General features: G+C 72.6%; 17 protein-coding genes and 1 riboswitch. Of the genes, 7 read left to right on the top strand and 10 right to left on the bottom strand.

All coding sequences use genetic code 11. The features are described 5' to 3' along the window. Nucleotides 1-20 precede the first annotated feature (20 nt). Entirely contained in the window at nt 21-692 is a 672-nt protein-coding gene (locus E1269_RS13515) for a TenA family protein (RefSeq protein WP_162606399.1), read from the bottom strand. Then, complete coding sequence (gene thiD, locus E1269_RS13510) at nt 689-1,510, bottom strand: bifunctional hydroxymethylpyrimidine kinase/phosphomethylpyrimidine kinase (RefSeq protein WP_131895297.1); 822 nt, start codon at nt 1,508-1,510, stop codon at nt 689-691. The genes E1269_RS13515 and thiD overlap by 4 nt, the downstream gene beginning before the upstream one ends. Nucleotides 1,511-1,562: 52 nt before the next feature. Then, nucleotides 1,563-1,655: riboswitch (TPP riboswitch) on the bottom strand. A 26-nt stretch (nt 1,656-1,681) separates the two neighbouring features. Between thiD and E1269_RS13505 the strand changes: the two genes are divergently transcribed. Continuing rightward, nucleotides 1,682-2,515, top strand: a complete 834-nt coding sequence (locus E1269_RS13505; RefSeq protein ID WP_131895295.1) for an alpha/beta fold hydrolase — start codon at nt 1,682-1,684, stop codon at nt 2,513-2,515. Nucleotides 2,516-2,518: 3 nt separating this feature from the next. On the opposite strand, the gene E1269_RS13500 is transcribed toward E1269_RS13505, so the two are convergent. Next, nucleotides 2,519-3,586 carry an alpha/beta hydrolase family protein gene (locus E1269_RS13500; protein WP_203433498.1) on the bottom strand — a complete coding sequence of 356 codons (1,068 nt, stop codon included), beginning with the start codon at nt 3,584-3,586 and terminating at the stop codon, nt 2,519-2,521. Between the two features lie 156 nt (nt 3,587-3,742). Here E1269_RS13500 and E1269_RS13495 point away from each other — a divergent pair, with 156 nt between their 5' ends. Beyond that, nucleotides 3,743-4,201: a nitroreductase family deazaflavin-dependent oxidoreductase gene (locus tag E1269_RS13495; protein WP_131895293.1), complete on the top strand. Its 459-nt coding sequence runs from the start codon at nt 3,743-3,745 to the stop codon at nt 4,199-4,201. Here the strand turns inward: E1269_RS13495 and E1269_RS33805 are convergent. From E1269_RS33805 to E1269_RS13480, 3 genes are read right to left on the bottom strand one after another with little or no spacing between them, the layout of a single operon-like run. Then, complete coding sequence (locus tag E1269_RS33805) at nt 4,198-4,809, bottom strand: Clp protease N-terminal domain-containing protein (protein WP_131895291.1); 612 nt, start codon at nt 4,807-4,809, stop codon at nt 4,198-4,200. The genes E1269_RS13495 and E1269_RS33805 overlap by 4 nt on opposite strands. A 4-nt stretch (nt 4,810-4,813) precedes the next feature. Beyond that, nucleotides 4,814-5,038 carry a helix-turn-helix domain-containing protein gene (locus tag E1269_RS13485; protein WP_131895289.1) on the bottom strand — a complete coding sequence of 75 codons (225 nt, stop codon included), beginning with the start codon at nt 5,036-5,038 and terminating at the stop codon, nt 4,814-4,816. A gap of 37 nt (nt 5,039-5,075) precedes the next feature. After that, nucleotides 5,076-5,540: a YdeI/OmpD-associated family protein gene (locus tag E1269_RS13480; RefSeq protein ID WP_131895287.1), complete on the bottom strand. Its 465-nt coding sequence runs from the start codon at nt 5,538-5,540 to the stop codon at nt 5,076-5,078. Nucleotides 5,541-5,573: 33 nt separating this feature from the next. On the opposite strand from E1269_RS13480, the gene E1269_RS13475 reads away from it, so the two are divergent. From E1269_RS13475 to E1269_RS32230, 3 genes are all read left to right on the top strand, one after another. Continuing rightward, complete coding sequence (locus tag E1269_RS13475) at nt 5,574-6,005, top strand: TIGR03667 family PPOX class F420-dependent oxidoreductase (RefSeq protein ID WP_131895285.1); 432 nt, start codon at nt 5,574-5,576, stop codon at nt 6,003-6,005. Nucleotides 6,006-6,122: 117 nt separating this feature from the next. Further along, complete coding sequence (locus E1269_RS13470) at nt 6,123-6,818, top strand: hypothetical protein (protein ID WP_131895283.1); 696 nt, start codon at nt 6,123-6,125, stop codon at nt 6,816-6,818. Nucleotides 6,819-6,857: 39 nt separating this feature from the next. After that, the gene (locus E1269_RS32230) at nt 6,858-7,019 is read left to right on the top strand and encodes a hypothetical protein (RefSeq protein WP_162606398.1); all 162 of its coding nucleotides are present in this window, start codon (nt 6,858-6,860) and stop codon (nt 7,017-7,019) included. Here E1269_RS32230 and E1269_RS13465 read toward each other — a convergent pair. Then, the gene (locus tag E1269_RS13465) at nt 7,016-9,238 is read right to left on the bottom strand and encodes an outer membrane protein assembly factor BamB family protein (RefSeq protein WP_131895281.1); all 2,223 of its coding nucleotides are present in this window, start codon (nt 9,236-9,238) and stop codon (nt 7,016-7,018) included. The genes E1269_RS32230 and E1269_RS13465 overlap by 4 nt on opposite strands. Before the next feature lie 259 nt (nt 9,239-9,497). On the opposite strand from E1269_RS13465, the gene E1269_RS13460 reads away from it, so the two are divergent. Further along, nucleotides 9,498-11,078 carry an ankyrin repeat domain-containing protein gene (locus tag E1269_RS13460; RefSeq protein ID WP_131895279.1) on the top strand — a complete coding sequence of 527 codons (1,581 nt, stop codon included), beginning with the start codon at nt 9,498-9,500 and terminating at the stop codon, nt 11,076-11,078. 121 nt (nt 11,079-11,199) lie between these two features. Here the strand turns inward: E1269_RS13460 and E1269_RS13455 are convergent, their stop codons facing one another. From E1269_RS13455 to E1269_RS13445, 3 genes are read right to left on the bottom strand one after another with little or no spacing between them, the layout of a single operon-like run. Next, entirely contained in the window at nt 11,200-13,182 is a 1,983-nt protein-coding gene (locus E1269_RS13455; RefSeq protein ID WP_131895277.1) for an ABC transporter ATP-binding protein, read from the bottom strand. Continuing rightward, complete coding sequence (locus tag E1269_RS13450; RefSeq protein ID WP_131895275.1) at nt 13,179-14,912, bottom strand: ABC transporter ATP-binding protein; 1,734 nt, start codon at nt 14,910-14,912, stop codon at nt 13,179-13,181. Before E1269_RS13450 ends, E1269_RS13455 begins: the two co-directional genes overlap by 4 nt. Before the next feature lies 1 nt (nt 14,913). Continuing rightward, nucleotides 14,914-15,519, bottom strand: a complete 606-nt coding sequence (locus E1269_RS13445; RefSeq protein WP_131895273.1) for a TetR/AcrR family transcriptional regulator — start codon at nt 15,517-15,519, stop codon at nt 14,914-14,916. A 159-nt stretch (nt 15,520-15,678) separates the two neighbouring features. On the opposite strand from E1269_RS13445, the gene E1269_RS13440 reads away from it, so the two are divergent. Beyond that, nucleotides 15,679-16,626 (top strand): slipin family protein, encoded by a 948-nt coding sequence (locus E1269_RS13440; protein WP_131895271.1) that lies wholly within the window; start codon nt 15,679-15,681, stop codon nt 16,624-16,626. Nucleotides 16,627-16,653 lie beyond the last annotated feature (27 nt).

Raw genomic sequence — 16,653 nt, 5'->3', positions numbered from 1 at the left:
TGTTCTGGTTCGCGCCGCCGTCAAGGTTTCGGCCAGGTTTCGCCACGCCATGCCGCGTCCCAGAACATCCACTCGAACCGGGTCGCTTGGGCGTAGGCCGCGTGCATCGCCTCGACCGTGCCCGGGTGCCGCTCCGCCTGGTCGTCGACGAAGCTCTCGGCGGTGCGGGTGTCCTCGGCGAACACCGGGTCGCCGTAGGTGCGCAACCAGGCCGCGTACGGGTGCTGGTCGCCGTCGGCGCCGTCGAGGACGGTGACCAGCTCGCGGCCCACCTCGGTGTAGACGCGGAAGCACGGCAGCAGCCCGGCCAGCGCCACCCCGGCAGGGGCCTGCGCGGCGTCGGACTGCAGGGTGTTGACGTAGGCCAGGCAGGTCGGCGTCGGTTCGGCGTCGACCGCGTCGATGTCCATGCCCTCGTCGGCGAGCAGCGCCGCGTGCAGCAGCCGCTCCGCGTCGACGGCGCCGGCGGCGAACCGGGCCAGCCTGGCGGCCTGGACGGGCTCGGGCCAGCGCGCCGCCGTCGTCGCCAGCGCCCTGGCGAACCGGGACAGGTAGTGCGCGTCGTCGACGATGTAGCGCAGGAAGACCGCGCGGTCCAGGCTCCCGTCGGCGAGGCCGGTGAGAAACGGGTGCCGCCGGATCGCGTCGTACCAGGGGCGAGCGGCGCTCCAGGCGTCGGCGGAGAAGCTCACGCGTCCACCTCCGTCGTCGCCGGGGCCCACCAGGCGTGGAAGTGGTGCACCGGTCCGTGCCCGCCACCGACCCGCAGCTGGTCGGCGGCCCGCAGGGCCGCTGTGAGGTAGGCCTTCGCGTCGCTGACGGACTCGCGCAGCGTCCGGCCGTGCGCGAGGCCGACCGCGATCGCCGACGAGAACGTGCAGCCGGTGCCGTGCGTGTTCGCCGTCCTGACCCGCGGGACACGCAGCTCGAGCGTGCCGTCGTCGTCGACCAGGACGTCGACGGCGTCGGGCTCGTCGCCGTGCCCGCCCTTGACGACGGTGGCCGGCCCCTTCGCGTGCAGCTCGGCCGCGGCGTCGGCCGCCTCGGCCGCGGTGACCGACGGCCGGCCGAGCAGCGTCGCGGCCTCGGGCAGGTTGGGCGTGACGACGGTGGCCAGCGGCAGCAGCCGGTCGCGGATCGCCTCGACGGTGGCGTCGTCGACCAGCCGGTCCCCCGAGGTCGCCACCATGACCGGGTCGACGACGACGTTGGGCACGGCGTAGCGGACGACGGCGTCCGCCACGGCCTCGACGACGTCCGGGCCGCCGAGCATGCCGGTCTTGATCGCGCGGACGTCGAGGTCGTCGAGCAGCGCGGTCAACTGGTCCGCGACGAACCCGCCGGGGACCGGGAGCACCCCGGTGACCCCGTGCGTGTTCTGCGCGGTCAGCGCCGTGAGGACGGCTCCGCCGTAGGCGCCGAGGGCGGAGAACGTCTTGAGGTCGGCCTGGATGCCGGCGCCTCCGGACGGGTCGGACCCCGCCACCGTGATGACCGTCGGTGTAGCCATATGTCGCCGTCAGCTCCTCCCGCCGGGGAGGGAGCACCGAGACCGGCGGCGGCCGCCGGCACCGTCGGGCTCCCTGCGCCGGCATGACCCGGATCAGGTTCGGCGGGTGTGATCTCAGCCCTCGCGGGCACCCCGGCCGATCGGTACGACTCCGATCCTAGACTGCCCCGGATGGAACTGGACGAGGAGTACACCTGGCGCGGCCGGCGGGTGCGGCTCGCCCGCCGCGGCAGCGGTCCGCCGGTGGTTTTCTGCCACGGCACACCGTGGTCGTCGGCGCTGTGGGCGCCCTTCGCCGACGCGCTGAGCGCGCGCCACACCGTCCACCTGTGGGACATGCCCGGCTATGGTCGCTCCTCGAAGGACGCCGATCACGACGTGTCCCTGGCGGCACAGGGCGAGCTGCTCGCGGACCTGCTGGCGCACTGGGGCCTCGCCGGGGGTGACGGCGACAGGCCGGCGCCGCATGTCGTCGCGCACGACATCGGCGGCGCCGTCGCCCTGCGCGCGCACCTGTTGCACAGTGCGTCGTACGCGTCGCTGGCGCTGGTCAACGTGGTGGCGCTGGCGCCATGGGGGTCGGACTTCTACCGGCTGGTCCGCGACCACGCGGAGGTCTTCGCGGCAGTGCCACCGCCCATGCACGACGGGCTGCTGCGCGCGTACATCTCCGGGGCCGCGCACCGCCGGCTGGGCGACGACGCGACGGAGATGCTGGCCGGGCCGTGGCTGGACCCCGTCGGGCAGGCCGCGTTCTACCGTCAGATCGCCCAGGCCGACCAGGCGCACACCGACGCCGTCGAGCCGTTGTATCCGACGCTGGACCTGCCGGTCCTGGTCGTCTGGGGCATTGAGGACGCCTGGATCCCCGTCGACCGGGCGCACCGGCTGGCGGCGACGATCCCCGGTGCGCGGCTGGAGCTCATCGAGGACGCCGGACACCTGGTCCACCTCGACGCCCCGGTGGCGCTGGCCGGGGTGCTGCACCGCTGGCTGTCCCCATGACGATCACGGGGATGTCGGCGCGAGGTGCTGGTCGAAGAAGGCCGTCGTGAGCTCGATCGAGGCCTGCCACCGCGCCTCGAACGCGTGCGGCTCGCCGTCGTAGACCTGCAGCGTCACGTCCTTGCCGGCGGCACGCAGCGCGGCGTCGGTGTCGTAGGCCCACTGGATCGGGCAGGTGACGTCGGCGGTGCCGTGGTGGATGAGGACCGGCTCGGTGACCCGGTCGACGTAGGTGACCGGTGAGACGCCGCGCCAGAACGCCGCGTTGGTCTCCGGCGCGCCGTACGCCTCGACGATCTCGGCGGTCAGCTCCTCCGCGCCGGGCTGGCCCCGGGTCCAGCGGTCGAAGTTCTGCACCGTGTTGGAGCTGACGGACGCGTAGATGACCGCGGCGTCGACCAGCCCTGGCCGCACGACCAGCGTGTTCAGCGCGACGCCGCCGCCCATGGACCGCCCGAGCAGCCCGACCCGCTCACCGTCGAGGTACGGCAGGCCCGCGCTCCTGACCGCGAGCACCGCGTTGACGACGTCCTCGGTGTAGCCCAGCCGCAGCCGCACCTCGTTGGTCGGGTCGTCGTCGGAACCGGCATGGTTGCGGTAGTCGGTGTGCAGCACCGCGTAACCTTGCCGGGCCAGATAGTCCTGCTCGCGCCGCAGGCCGCGCCCGGTCGTGTACACCTCGGGGTCGATGTACCCGTGCGCCAGGATCAACACGGGGAACGGCCCGTCGCCCGCCGGCAGGTTGAGGATGCCGGAGATGGTCAGCCCGCCGCCGCGGTATGTGACCGCGTGGCGCGTGTAGGCGTCGGCGGTCTCCAGCACCTCCCCCACCCGCAGGTCGCCGCCGTCGTAGTCCTGCTGCATGAGCGCCGGCAGCGACACCGGATGCGGCGGTGGGGGGGTCGGGGACGGCGTCGGGGTCGGCGCGGCCGGTTGAGTGGTCGACGGAGCGGTCGACGACGGCGCCGGCGCGCTGCTCGCCGGCGGCGACCGGTCCGCCACGGGCTCCTCCGCGGAGCATCCGGCCGCGGCCAGCAGCGCCGCGACCGCCGTCACCCATAGCCTCGCCACAGCCCTATTGTCCGCCGCGACTCCCCCGAACACCCGTTGATCATGGAGTGGGTCAGCTTCCGAGCCGCCCCGCGCGGGACCTGATCCACTCCATGATCAACGGGAGGAGGCCGGCGGGAGGAGGCCGGCGAGAGGGGGCCTCTAGGGTGAAGGGCTATGGCGAAGACGTACCGCACGACGGCGCTGCGGAAGGCGGGCAACGCGGCCATCTCGGTGGCGCTGCGGGCCGGGGTCGCCCCGTCGGCGTACTCGCTGCTGACCGTGGCGGGGCGGCGGACGGGCCGGCCGCGCACGACGCCGGTCCGGGTCATGCGCTCCGGGGAGCGGCGCTGGCTGGTGGCGCCGTACGGCGTCGTCGACTGGGTGCGCAACGTGCGCGCGGCCGGCCAAGTGACTCTGACGCGGGGGCGGCACAGCGACGCCTACGCCGCCGTGGAGTGCGACGCGGAGCAGAGCGGCCCGGTTCTCAAGGACTACGCCCGCCTCGAGCCGGTGACCAGGCCGTACTTCGACGCCAAGCCCGCCGATCCGCCGGAGCGCTTCGCCGCGGAGGCCGACCGGCACCCGGTCTTCCGGCTCGAACCGCTCGACCCCGACGCCGACGGCGAGCGCTAGGCGGCCCGCCGCAGGTCGGCCACGACCTCGGACCGGACGGCGCCGGGCTCGACCCCCAGCCGCTCGAGCACGCCGCGCATGAGTTGGTCGTCGCCGCGCAGGAGCCCCAGCACCAGGTGCTCGGTGCCGATGTGCTTGTCCTTCAGCGCCAACGCCTCGCGCAGCGACAGCTCCAAGGCCTTCTTCGCCCGCGGCACGAACGGCAGGTGCCCGGGCCCGCGGTCCGACGACGACAGCCGACGCCGGAACAGCCCGAACCGCCGGCCGCGGTCCACGTCGAGCGGTGTGTCCAACGCGCCTTCGCCGAACGCGGCCTCGGCCCGGCGCCGCACCTCGTCGAGGTCGATACCGAGCGAGCGCAGCGCCTCGGTGTCGTCCTCGCCGAGCGGGCCGCCGTCGTCGCCGGCGACGACGGCGGTCACCGCGGAGCGGGCGGCAGACGCCGTCACCCCGAGCCGGGTCAGTGTGGCCACGCCCGGCGCGTCGGGTCGGCGCAGCAGCGCGAGCAGGAGGTGCTCGGTGCCGATCCACCGGTGCCGCAGCTCGCGTGCCTCTCGCTGCGCCTGGACGACGGTGTCGCGGGCCTCCGTGGTGAATCGCTCGAACATCGAGCTACCTCCTCGCGTACTTCTTGTGCACGGCCTGCCGGCTGACGCCGAGGGCGGCCCCGATCTCTTCCCAGGACCAGCCCTGGGAGCGGGCGCTGCTGACCTGGAGCGCCTCCAGCCGGTCAACCAGGCGGCGCAGGGCCGCCACCGCCCGCAAGCCCACCCTGGGGTCGCCGTCGACGGCGGCCGTCGCGGCGTCCAGGGCTTCTCGTGCGTCCGATCCGGTCATGCTGTCAACTTAAGGTGACACGCACGCGCTTGTCAACTCACGTTGACGCTGCGCCGCCGGACAGCAACTTCCGCACCGTCGTCGCGGCCCGGGAGTCCCGGGTCTGCTGGCGCCTGGCCTCGGCAACCCACTCGGCGTACTCCTTGCGGTGCGTGTAGGACAGCGCCTCGAACGCCCGCGCGGCAACGGGAGACTCGCCGAGCGCCGCGGCCAGCTCGGCCGGCACCCGCACCACGCGCGGCGCGTCGTCGGGCTCGATGCGCACGTGCACGGTGTCGCCGGCCTCGACACCCAGCTCGGCGCGCCGGGCCTTGCGCAACCCCACCCAGCCGGCACCGCCGTAGACGGCCACCGTCGTGCGGAACGGCGGCCGGCCGTCGACGCTGACCAGCACCGGCGCCCGGGCCTTCCCGAACGTCTCCTTGGGGTCGAACGGCAGCTGGAAACCGCAGCCGGGGCCGTCCTCCTGGCCCACCAGGACCGCATCGAACTCCGAGGTCATGGGGTCATTGTCCGCCCATCTAGGGTGGTGGCCATGACCACAGACGTGTTTCCCGATGTCTCGACGCCGTACGGCCGGCGCGTGCACGACCGGCTGCGCGACGAACGGGTGATCTGGCTGATCACGGCGGCGCCCAGCGGCACCCCGCAGCCCAACCCGGTCTGGTTCGTCCGGGTCGGCGACGACATCGTCATCTACAACGACAACCAGTCCGACCGGCTGGCCTGGCTGCGCGACCGGCCGCGGGTGGCGCTGCACCTCAACGCCAACGACCGCGGCGGCGACGTCGTCGTGCTGACCGGCCGCGCCGAGATCTTCGACGACGGCCCGCTGCCCCAGGACCAGCCGGAGTACCTGGACAAGTACCGCGACGACATGGAGCGGGTCTCCGGCAGTCTCGAGGCGTTCGGCGAGCGGTACTCCGTGGGCATGCGGGTCCGCGTGACCAAGGTGCGTGGCTTCTGAGCGACGGCGGCGTCCACGCCAGGCCCGACGAAGGCGCATGAAACCAGTGGATTCCGGGCACGTATGGGAGCAGACTGGTGAGCACACCACTCGCCGAACCACTTCCGGGGTGCATCCATGTCCGGCTTCCACACCGACGCACCGGGACTGCTGCCGGTGCTCTCCAAGGGGAAACACCGCAACGCGCGCAAGGGCGCCTGCTTCATGGAGTTCGCGTCGTACCTGGCCGGTGAGCGCTGGAGCGACCACCCGTCGTGTACGCACCCGCTGCTCGCCGCGGTGGCCCGTCTGGTCAACGACGCCGTCTCCGACGACTATCGGCCCCAGCTGGCACCGCTGGTGCCGCGGGTCATCGGCGTCGACGCGAACGACGCGCGCATGGACGTCGCCATCGCGCTGCGGGTCGCCGCGACGGCCCTGCCCGTGGCGTCGGCCGAGCGCCAGCGGGTTCTCGCGGTCGCGCTGCTGTCCGCCGAGCGCATCCTCGACGGGCTCGACGACCGACCGGCCGGCGCCCTCACCGAGGGCAGCCGCGTGGCGCTGGAGCACGTGCCGGTGGCCGCCGCCTGGGCGCGCGAGTTCGCCGAGGGCGAGCAGACCACACTCAAGGGGTTCCGCCGGTACGCGGCGCCGACCGCCGTACGGTGCGCGGTCGAGGGCATCGCGAACGCCTGCGTCCCCGACCCCGACCGCCGGCTGCACGAACTGCTCGAGCTGACCATCGACGACTGCGCTCGACTGGTAAGCCCGGCACGGCGCTCGACCGACCCGGACCGCTGGGCGGCCGCCTGCCGCCTCACCGGCACCGCCTGACCCGAGGCGTACCTCGACGAGCACGCTACCGGTGACTCCGTGTACTACAGCGGCAGCGCCGACGTGGCGTCCGACGTCTTCGTGGCCTGGTTCGACGACCGGGCCGCCGACGCGTTCGCCTCGAACCCGGCGTTCGCAGGCATCCCGGCCGTGGCGGCCGGCCGATTCGTCCCCCAGCTCGCCGAGGCAGCCGCCGGCTAGCTGGGCAGGTCGATGCCGTGCAGCCCGCCGTCCTGGTCGCCGACGACGAGGACACCGTCGACGACGACCGGCGTGCTGAAGGTGTTGGCCGGACCGACCTGGAGCCGGTGCGCGACCGCGCCGGTCGGGACGTCGACGCCGGCGAGCAGGCCGGTCGTGGCGACCACCCAGGCGGTGTCGCCGTCGAACACAGGCCCGGCGTTGAGGGTCCGCGCACCCAGCTCGGTGAACCAGCGCCGCGTCCCGGTGGCCGGGTCGACCAACTGGAACCGGCCCCACTCGTCGACCAGCAGCAGCCCGTGCGGGGTCAACCCGGACGGCGGGTACATGCAACCGCCGGCCAGCTGCCAGCGCACCGCACCGGTGACGGCGTCGACGGCGAACGTCATGGACACCGTCGCGAACAGCACCAGGCCGCCGGGCAGCAGCTCGACGGTGTCGTCCCAGGCGCCGTAGATGAGCCGGCCGTACGTGGTGGGCCGGGTGTTCGTCTGGAACGACCACAGGCGCTCCCCGGTCGCGGCGTCGAACGCGTAGCCGTTGCCATCGCCGCTGCCGGCGTAGACCCGCTCGCCGTCGCAGGCGGCCCGGCCGGCGAAGAAGCCGCCGAGGTCGGCGGTCCACAGTGGTGCGCCGTCCGCGGCGGCCACGGCGTGCAGCGTCGTCCCGGCGGAGAAGACCACCGCCTCGGTGCCGCCGATGGCCGTCACCAGCGGCGTGCACAGCACCGGCGCACCGGCATCGACGATCCAGCGGTCGGCGCCGGATTCCGCGGCCAGCGAGTGGACGTGGTGATCGGCGGACGGTACGACGACGGCGTCCGCCGCCACGCCCGCCGCGCGGTGCACCGGGCCGAGCGAGCGCCGCCAGTGGTCCCGGCCGTCGCGCCGCGGGTCGACCACCGCCACCTCGCCACCGGTGGAGCCGGCCACGACCAGCCCGCCGGTCACCGCGAGCGCACCCTGCACGCTGCCGGCCAGCGAGCGCGACCAGCGCCGGCCCGGCGTGTCCGCGACCGCGGGCAGCTCGAACGCCGCCGTCGACTCGTGTGTCGCGCCGTCGCCGCCGACCACCCGCACCTGCAGCCGGTGCCGGCCGGGCGGCAGCGCCGCGCCGTCGACGGACCCCGACCACCAGCGGCCCCGTCCCGGGCGGGCCAAATCGATCCAGGCGCCGGCGTTGCGCCCGCCGAACACGTGCTGCGGGTACACCTGGGCGCGGACCGCGGCCGGGCCGCCGTCGCGCGGCACCTCGACCCGCACGTCGAGGCCGCCACCAGAGCCGAGGTCGATCACGATCTTGCCCGGCCGCAGCAGCCGGCCCTCGCCGTCGCCGGAGAGCGGGACGGTGGTCAACTCGCGCCGCGTCTCCACGCCGTCGACGGCCACCGTCACCGACCACACCAGCAGCACCGGGTGGCCCGCGTCCTCGTGCCTCTCCACCCACTGGTAGACGGCCGCGTTGCGGGTCGCCGCACCGGTGACCTGGGTGAACCCGTTGAAGCGGTGGACACCCTCGCTGTGGATGTGGCCGGCGAAGACCCCGCGCACCGGTGACCCGGCGACCGTCTCGAAGAACGCGTCCTGGTCGTTGACGTAGTAGTGGTCCGCGCCGTACGGGAAGTGCTGGAACAGCAGCACCGGCGCGTCCTGGTCGATCTCGCCGGCCAGCCAGGCCAGCCGGTCCGGCCCGAAGTGACCGGGCTCCTGGAGCAGCTGGGTCGGGTCCAGCCCGAGGATCCGCACCCCGCCGACGTCGACGGCGTACGGTGCCGGCCCGAACGTGTCGCGGTACAGCTGACCGGCGTTGACGTCCCACCGCATCTCGTGGTTGCCAGGGACGTGGCGCATCCGCGACCACAGCGCGTCCGGGATGGTCGACAGGTAGGCGTCGAACTCCGGCGCGCCGCCGTATTCGGTGATGTCGCCGCAGTTGACGACGACGTCGGGCCCGGCGGCCGCGATCGAGGCGAACACCCGCGGCAGGAGCTGCAGCCGGGCCGGCTCCTCCGGGCTGGCGTGGGTGTCGGTGAGCACGGCCAGCTTGAGCGTCGTCGCGGTCACCGTCGGGGTCTCCGTCCCCGTTTCCGTCGCTGGTGCTCCCGCCGCACCGGCCGCGGCGCCGAACCCCGTCGTCGTCGCCAGTCCGCCAGCCACTCCGGCACCGGCCAGGGTGAGGAACCGCCGGCGGTCGATCGGCCTGCTCGGTGTCGTGGACATGTGGGAGCCCTTTCGCCGGCGGTCAGGTCCGGTCACCCTATGGGTCACAGGAGAGCGGACGGCACAGCTCGGATGAACACCCACGAACCGGCCGGTGAAGGTCGTCGTCGGGCCGGATGCGCTAGGCTCGCGGGGCGCGGCCGGAGCCGCGCCCGGGTCCGCGGGCAGGGTTCAACCCACTTCGTGACCTCAGGCCACCGTTCGAGCCTTTGTGCGGCCGATCCTGCGGACCGTCGGCGTCTCACGCACGGAGGTCTCGATGTCCGAGCTGCCAGAACGCCCTCACCTCGACCACCTGAAGAAGCAGGCCAAGCGGCTGCTGCGTGCCTACCGGGCCGGCGATCACGACGCGATGGAGCGGCTGCGGGCGGGCCTGCCGGCCGCAGCCGGCCTCGACGACACCGCCCTGTCCCGCCTCGGGCTGCGGCTACGCGACGCCCAGTCCTGCGTGGCCCGCGAGCACGGGTTCGCGTCGTGGGCCCGGCTGCGCGCCCACGTCGAGTCGCTGTCGACCGCCGGCGCCGAGCCGGACGCCGTCGTCCGTTCCTGGCTGCGGCTGGTCTACGCGGGCGGCACCGCCGGCGGCACCCATGTCGCGCGCCCCGCGGCCGCCGCGCGCTGGCTGGCCGAGCGGCCGGACCTGGCCGCCGCGGTCGGCGCTGATCCGTCCCTCGCCTGCGCGGTGGGCGACGTGGGAACGGTGCGTGCGGCGCTCGCCTCGGACCCCGGCTGGGTCCACCGTCCCGGCGGCCAGTTCGGCCTGCCGCCGCTGGTCGCCGTCACGCACTCGTCGCTGGTCCGGCTCCCAGAGCGGGCCGACGGCATCCGGGCGTGCGCCCGCCTGCTGCTGGAGCACGGCGCCGACCCGGACCAGTCGTTCGAGACGGCCGACGGGCACCGGCTGTCGGCGCTGTACGGCGCGGCCGGCCTGAACCACGACGTCGAGCTGACCCGGACGCTGCTCGACGGCGGCGCCGACCCCGACGACGACGAGTCGCTCTACCACTCCCTCGACGATTCGGCCTGCACCCGCCTGCTGCTCGACGCCGGCGCCAGGATCACCGGCACGAACGCGATGTACCGGGTCTTCGACTTCGACGACGTCGGCACGCTGCGGCTGCTGCTCGACGCCGGCGCGGACCCGAACGAACCGTCGCCCACCTGGGGCTCGCCGCTGCTGTTGGCGATCCGGCGCCGCCGCTCGGCCACGCACGTCCGGATGCTCCTCGACGCCGGCGCCGACCCGCACGCCGTGACACCGGACGGCGTCGGCGCCTACCGGCTGGCGCTGCGGTTCGGGCTGGCGGAGGTCGCGGAGCTGCTGCACGCGGCCGGGGCCGTCGAGGCGGTCGACATTCCCGAGATGCTGGTCGCGGCGTGCGCGAGTGGCGATGCCGAGGCCGTCGGCCGCCTGCTCGCCGGCCACCCGCACGTCGTCGGCGCTCTCTCGGCCAGCCAGCTGCGGCTGCTGCCCGACCTGGCCGCGGCCGGCGGCGCGGGCGCCGGCGAGGCGGTCCGGCTCATGGTCGACGCGGGCTGGCCGATCGACACACGCGGCGGCGACTGGGACGCCTCCGCGCTCAACCACGCGGTGTTCCGCGGCGACGCCGAGCTGACGCGGTTCCTGCTCTCGCGCGGAGCCAGCGTGACCGCCCGCCACGGCTACGGTGACACCGTCGCCGGGACGCTGTCCTGGGCTTCGATGAATGGCGACGGCGGCGGCGACTGGGCCGGCTGCGCCCGGGCGCTGCTGGACCACGGCCTCGTCGTCGCGGAGGGCTACGAGTTCGCCGACGATGTCGCCGCGGTCCTCACCCCGGAGGGTTCCCCGAACCGCTGACCCGGCCCCCACCCGGACAGCCGCCCTCTTTCCACCTCGACATGATCACGTTCAGCAGGATCACCCGAGCCTCACCATGATCGCGAGCATGGTGTGACACGAGATCTCGTGCTGAACGTGATCATTCGGAGTCCACGGCGGGCAGCGCGAATTGGCTGTTGTACAGCTCGAAGTAGGCGCCGCGGCGCTCCAGGAGCTCGACGTGCGAGCCCTGCTCGACGATGGCGCCGTTCTGCATCACCAGGATGAGGTCGGCGTCGCGGATGGTGGAGAGCCGGTGGGCGATGACGAAGCTGGTGCGGTCGCTGCGCAGGGCCGCCATCGCCTGCTGCACCAGTACCTCCGTCCGGGTGTCGACCGACGACGTCGCCTCGTCGAGGATGAGAATGGACGGGTCGGCGAGGAACGCCCGGGCGATGGTGAGCAGCTGCTTCTCACCGGCGCTGATGTTGTCGCCCTCCTCGTCGATCACGGTGTCATAGCCGTCGGGCAGCGAGTGCACGAACCGGTCGACGTAGGTGGCCTCGGCGGCGGCGCGGATGCGCTCCTCGCTAGCTCCTGGGTCGCCGTAGGCGATGTTGTCCCGGATCGTGCCGCCGAACAGCCAGGTGTCCTGCAGCACCATGCCGATGCTGGAGCGCAGGTCGTCGCGGCGCAAATCGGCGATGTCGACGCCGTCGATGGTGATGCGGCCGGCGTCGAGCTCGTAGAACCGCATGATGAGGTTCACCAGCGTGGTCTTGCCGGCGCCGGTGGGGCCGACGATCGCCACGGTGCGGCCCGGCTCGGCCACCAGCGACAGGTCTTCGATGAGCGGCAAGTCCTGGTCGTAGCTGAACGAGACGTGCTCGAAGGCCACCCGGCCGCGCGGCTGCGGCCCGAGCGCCGGCGGCGTCGACGCCTCGGGCACCTGCTCGGGCTCGTCGAGCAGCTGGAACACCCGCTCGGCCGAGGCGACACCGGACTGCAGGAGGTTGGCCATCGACGCCAGCTGCGTCAGCGGCTGGGTGAACTGCCGGGTGTACTGCACGAACGCCTGCACCTCGCCGAGGCTCATCGAGCCCGACGCCACCCGCAGCCCGCCGACCACGGCGATGGCGACGTAGTTGAGGTTCCCGAGGAAGAACATCGCCGGCATGATGATCCCGGAGACGAACTGGGCGCCGAAGCTGGCCTTGTACAGCTCCTCGTTCTTCCCGCCGAACGCCTCCTCCACCTCGCGCTGCCGTCCGAACACGCGCACCAGCGTGTGCCCGGTGTATGCCTCCTCGATCTGCCCGTTCAGCGCACCGGTGTGCGCCCACTGCGCGACGAAAAGCTTCTGCGACCGCTTGGCGATGACTGCCGTCACCACCATCGACAGCGGGACGGTGACCAGCGCGATCAGCGCCAGCAGCGGCGAGATCCAGATCATCATCGCCAGCACACCGAGTACCGTGAGCAGCGACGTGAGCAGCTGGCTCATGGTCTGCTGCAGGCTCTGCGAGACGTTGTCGATGTCGTTGGTGACGCGGCTCAGGACGTCGCCACGGGAGTTCGTGTCGAAGTAGCGCAGCGGCAGCCGGTGGATCTTCTCCTCCACCTCGGCCCGCAGCCGGAACACGGTCCGCTGGACGATGGTGTTCAGCAGGTACGCCTGGATCCACATGAACATCGACGCCCCGACGTACAGCGCCAGCACCCCGAGCAGCACCCACCGCAGGTCGACGAAGTCGATGCCCTGCCCGGGCGTCACGTCCATGGCGGAGACCATGTCGGCGAACGTGTCCTGCCCATCGGCGCGCAGCTGCTCGACCGCCTGCTCCTTCGAGGCGCCCTCGGGCAGCTGCCGGCCGACGACGCCGGCGAAGACCAGGTCGGTGCCGTGGCCCAGGATGCGCGGCCCGATCGCGTTGAGCGCGACGCTGACCACTGCCAGCGCGATCACCAGCACGACCCCGGCGCGCTCGGGCCGCAGCCGGCCGATGAGCCGCTTGGCCGACGGGCCGAAGTCCATCGGTTTCTGCGGCGGCCCGGCCATCCCGCCGAACGGCCCGCCGCCTGGTCCGCGGCCGCCCACCACCGGACGGGCCGGCGCCGGCGCGGTGGCCCTCGACGCGCTCATGCGGCCTCCTCCGCGGTCAGCTGGGACTCGACGATCTCGGCGTACGTCGGGCAGGCGGCCAGCAGCTCGTCGTGCCGGCCGAGCCCGACGACGGCGCCGTCGTCGAGCACCACGATCTGGTCGGCGTCGACGATGGTGGACACCCGCTGGGCGACGATGACCACCGCGGCGTTTCTCGTGCCTGGTCGCAGCGCCGCTCTCAACCGGGCGTCGGTTGCCAGGTCGAGCGCGGAGAACGAGTCGTCGAACAGGTAGATGCTCGGGCGGCGGACCAGTGCCCGGGCGATGGCCAGCCGTTGCCGCTGCCCACCGGAGACGTTGGTTCCGCCCTGTGCGATCGGTGCGTCCAGGCCCTCCGGCATCTCCTGGACGAAGTCCGCGGCCTGCGCGATCTCCAGTGCCTGCCACAGCTCGTCGTCGGTGGCGTCGGGCTTGCCGTAACGCAGGTTGCTGGCGACGGTGCCGGAGAACAGGTACGCCTTCTGCGGCACCAGCCCGATGTGGGCGCGCAGCACGTCAGGGTCGAGGTCGCGCACGTCGACGCCGCCGAGCAGCACCCGTCCCGCCGTCACGTCGATGAGCCGAGGCACGAGGTTGACCAGCGTGGACTTTCCCGAGCCGGTGCTGCCGACGACGGCGGTCGTGGTGCCGGGCTCGACGGTGAAGCCCACCTGGCGCAGCACCGGGACCTCCGCGCCGGGGTAGGAGAAGCTGGCGTCGCGCAGCTCCAGCGAGAGCCGCTCCGGCAGGTCGGTCACCGGCTCGGCCGGCGGGACGACGGAGGACTCGGTGTCGAGCACCTCTCCGATGCGCTCCGCGCACACGGACGCACGCGGCACTAGGACCAGCATGAACGTAGCCATCATGACCGACATCAGGATCTGGATGAGGTAGGTCAGGAACGCCGTCATGGAGCCGATCTCCATCTGACCGGCGTCGATGCGCTGCGCGCCGAACCACAGCACGGCCACGCTGGACACGTTGAGCACGAGCATGACGTACGGGAACATCAGCGCCATCAGCCGGCCGACGTGCAGCGCGGTCTCGGTGAGCGCGGTGTTGGCCACGGCGAACCGCGCCTGCTCGTAGCGCTCGCGCACGAACGCGCGGACCACCCGGATGCCGGTGATCTGCTCGCGCAGCACCCGGTTGACGACGTCGATGCGCTCCTGCATCAGCCGGAAGCCGGGCACCATGCGACGCACCACCAGCGCGATGCCAGTCACCAGTGCCGGCACGCAGACCAGCAGCAGCCACGACAGCCCGACGTTCTCGCGCAGCGCCATGATCACGCCACCGGTGGCCGTGATCGGCGCCGTCACCAGCAGCGTGCACGACATCAGGACCAGCATCTGGACCTGCTGGACGTCGTTGGTGTTGCGCGTGATCAGCGACGGCGCGCCGAACCGGCCCACCTCGCGGGCGGAGAACTCCCCGACCCGGTGGAACAGCGCGGCCCGAACGTCCCGGCCGAACGCCATGGCCGTGCGGGCACCGAAGTAGACGGCACCGACGGTGCACGAGATCTGCACGATCGTGGCGGCCAGCATCCACCTGCCGGTGGACATGATGTAGTCGGTGTCGCCGCGGGCGATGCCTTTGTCGATGATGTCGGCGTTGAGGCTGGGCAGGTACAGCGAGGCCAGGGTGCCGACGAACTGCAGCGCGACGACGGCGGCGAGCCACCGCCGGTACGGCTGCAGGTACGTCCGCAGCAGGCGGATGAGCATGTCAGAGCTCCGGTGAGTCGGATCCGGCCCAGACCCCGTGCAGCAGCAGGTCGACGACCTCTGCCGGGGTGAGGGGGTGGTGATCGTTGATCAGAGGGTGAAAGCCGGCGAAGCACAGGATGCGCAGCCGTCTGGCCACCTCCGCCGGCGGCAGGCGCAGCCGGTCGCGATCGGGCTCCACCAGCCGTTCGATGACGGCCATCATCCCGGCGTGGCGGGGCGGGTCGTCACGGCCGTCGTCACCCGGCGGCCGGTTGAACCCGATGGCCGCCATGAGCTGGAAGACGCTGGTCAGCCGCTCGTGCAGGATCTCGGCGACTACCAGGAGCCGCTGGTCGAGTGGCAGGTCGGTGCCGACGGCGGACAGCCGGCGCTCGGTGTCGCCGGGGTGCACCGCCGCCTCGACCGCCTGGCGCAGCAGCGAGTCCTTGTCCTCGAAGACGCGGAAGATGGTGCCTTCGGCGATGCCGGCCGCCTCGGCGATCTGCCGGGTCGTGATGTCGAATCCGTGCTGACGCACCAGCGGCACGGTGGCGGCGACGATCGCCTCGCGCCGCTGGTCGGGCGACATCGGAGCCGCCCTGGTCCGTCGGGTCTGCGTGGCCACGAGACGGAAGCGTAAATGAGTGAGTCCTCACTCACAAGTGGATATCCCATGATCATCAACGGTTGGCGACGTCATGACGTCGCCAACCGTTGATGATCATGGGGGTATGGACGAGACGGGCGTACTCTCGAAGGGGAACGGCTGACGGAGGTGGTCAGCATGGGTGCACTCATCGCGGTACTCGTCATCCTCGCCATCGCCGGGCTCGTCGGGTTCGGCGCGAGTGCTCGCGTCGTCCGGCAGTTCGAGCGCGGAGTGGTGTTCCGGCTGGGACGGGTGCACGGCCCGCCCCGTGAGCCGGGGTTCACCTGGATCGCCCCGTTCGTCGACCAGATGCGCAAGGTCAACGTCCAGATCATCACGATGCCGGTCCCCGCGCAGGACGGCATCACGCGGGACAACGTCACCGTCCGGGTCGATGCGGTCGTGTACTTCCGGGTTCACAACCCGATCGACGCCACCGTCGAGGTACAGGACTACGAGTTCGCGGTGTCGCAGGTGGCACAGACGTCGCTGCGCTCCATCATCGGGAAGAGCGAGCTGGACGACCTGCTGTCCAACCGCGAGGCGCTCAACCAGGGCCTCGCGCTGATGATCGACAGCCCGGCCGTGGGCTGGGGCGTCGAGATCGACCGAGTCGAGATCAAGGACGTCGCGCTGCCGGAGTCGATGAAGCGGTCGATGTCGCGGCAGGCCGAGGCCGAACGGGAGCGCCGCTCCCGGGTCATCACGGCCGACGGTGAGCTGCAGGCGTCGCAGAAGCTGTCCAGCGCGGCGGCCACGATGGCGCAGACACCGGCGGCACTGCAGCTGCGGCTGCTGCAGACCATCGTCGAGGTGGCGGCGGAGAAGAACTCCACCGTCGTGCTGCCCTTCCCGGTCGAGCTCCTCCGCTTCCTGGAGCGCTCGACCGGCGAACTCGGCGAGCGGGCCCCGACGACGGACGCGGCGCGCCCACCGGACGCCGCCCGGCCCGAGCCGCCGGCCGCGGCGCAGGTGCCCGCATCCGCCGATCCGCCGGAGCTCACCCCGCCACCGCCGCCACCACCCGCGCAGCCGTCGTCGGCCGCGGCCGGGGTCCCGGCGGACGGCATGAGTCCCGGCTGAGAAGCGCTTGTGCGCGGCCGCGACGTC

The organism is Jiangella asiatica, from assembly GCF_004349065.1.
Taxonomy (GTDB): Bacteria; Actinomycetota; Actinomycetes; order Jiangellales; family Jiangellaceae; genus Jiangella; species Jiangella asiatica.
The sequence above is the reverse complement of the archived record's forward strand: the minus strand, read 5'-3'. Positions and strand labels throughout refer to the sequence as shown.

Coding starts and splice junctions, on each gene's coding strand:
- thiD (WP_131895297.1), bottom strand. CDS start 1,510: ATGGCTACACCGACGGTCATCACGGTGGCGGGGTCCGACCCGTCCGGA.
- E1269_RS13505 (WP_131895295.1), top strand. CDS start 1,682: ATGGAACTGGACGAGGAGTACACCTGGCGCGGCCGGCGGGTGCGGCTC.
- E1269_RS13495 (WP_131895293.1), top strand. CDS start 3,743: ATGGCGAAGACGTACCGCACGACGGCGCTGCGGAAGGCGGGCAACGCG.
- E1269_RS33805 (WP_131895291.1), bottom strand. CDS start 4,809: ATGTTCGAGCGATTCACCACGGAGGCCCGCGACACCGTCGTCCAGGCG.
- E1269_RS13485 (WP_131895289.1), bottom strand. CDS start 5,038: ATGACCGGATCGGACGCACGAGAAGCCCTGGACGCCGCGACGGCCGCC.
- E1269_RS13480 (WP_131895287.1), bottom strand. CDS start 5,540: ATGACCTCGGAGTTCGATGCGGTCCTGGTGGGCCAGGAGGACGGCCCC.
- E1269_RS13475 (WP_131895285.1), top strand. CDS start 5,574: ATGACCACAGACGTGTTTCCCGATGTCTCGACGCCGTACGGCCGGCGC.
- E1269_RS13470 (WP_131895283.1), top strand. CDS start 6,123: ATGTCCGGCTTCCACACCGACGCACCGGGACTGCTGCCGGTGCTCTCC.
- E1269_RS13465 (WP_131895281.1), bottom strand. CDS start 9,238: ATGTCCACGACACCGAGCAGGCCGATCGACCGCCGGCGGTTCCTCACC.
- E1269_RS13460 (WP_131895279.1), top strand. CDS start 9,498: ATGTCCGAGCTGCCAGAACGCCCTCACCTCGACCACCTGAAGAAGCAG.
- E1269_RS13455 (WP_131895277.1), bottom strand. CDS start 13,182: ATGAGCGCGTCGAGGGCCACCGCGCCGGCGCCGGCCCGTCCGGTGGTG.
- E1269_RS13450 (WP_131895275.1), bottom strand. CDS start 14,912: ATGCTCATCCGCCTGCTGCGGACGTACCTGCAGCCGTACCGGCGGTGG.
- E1269_RS13440 (WP_131895271.1), top strand. CDS start 15,679: ATGGGTGCACTCATCGCGGTACTCGTCATCCTCGCCATCGCCGGGCTC.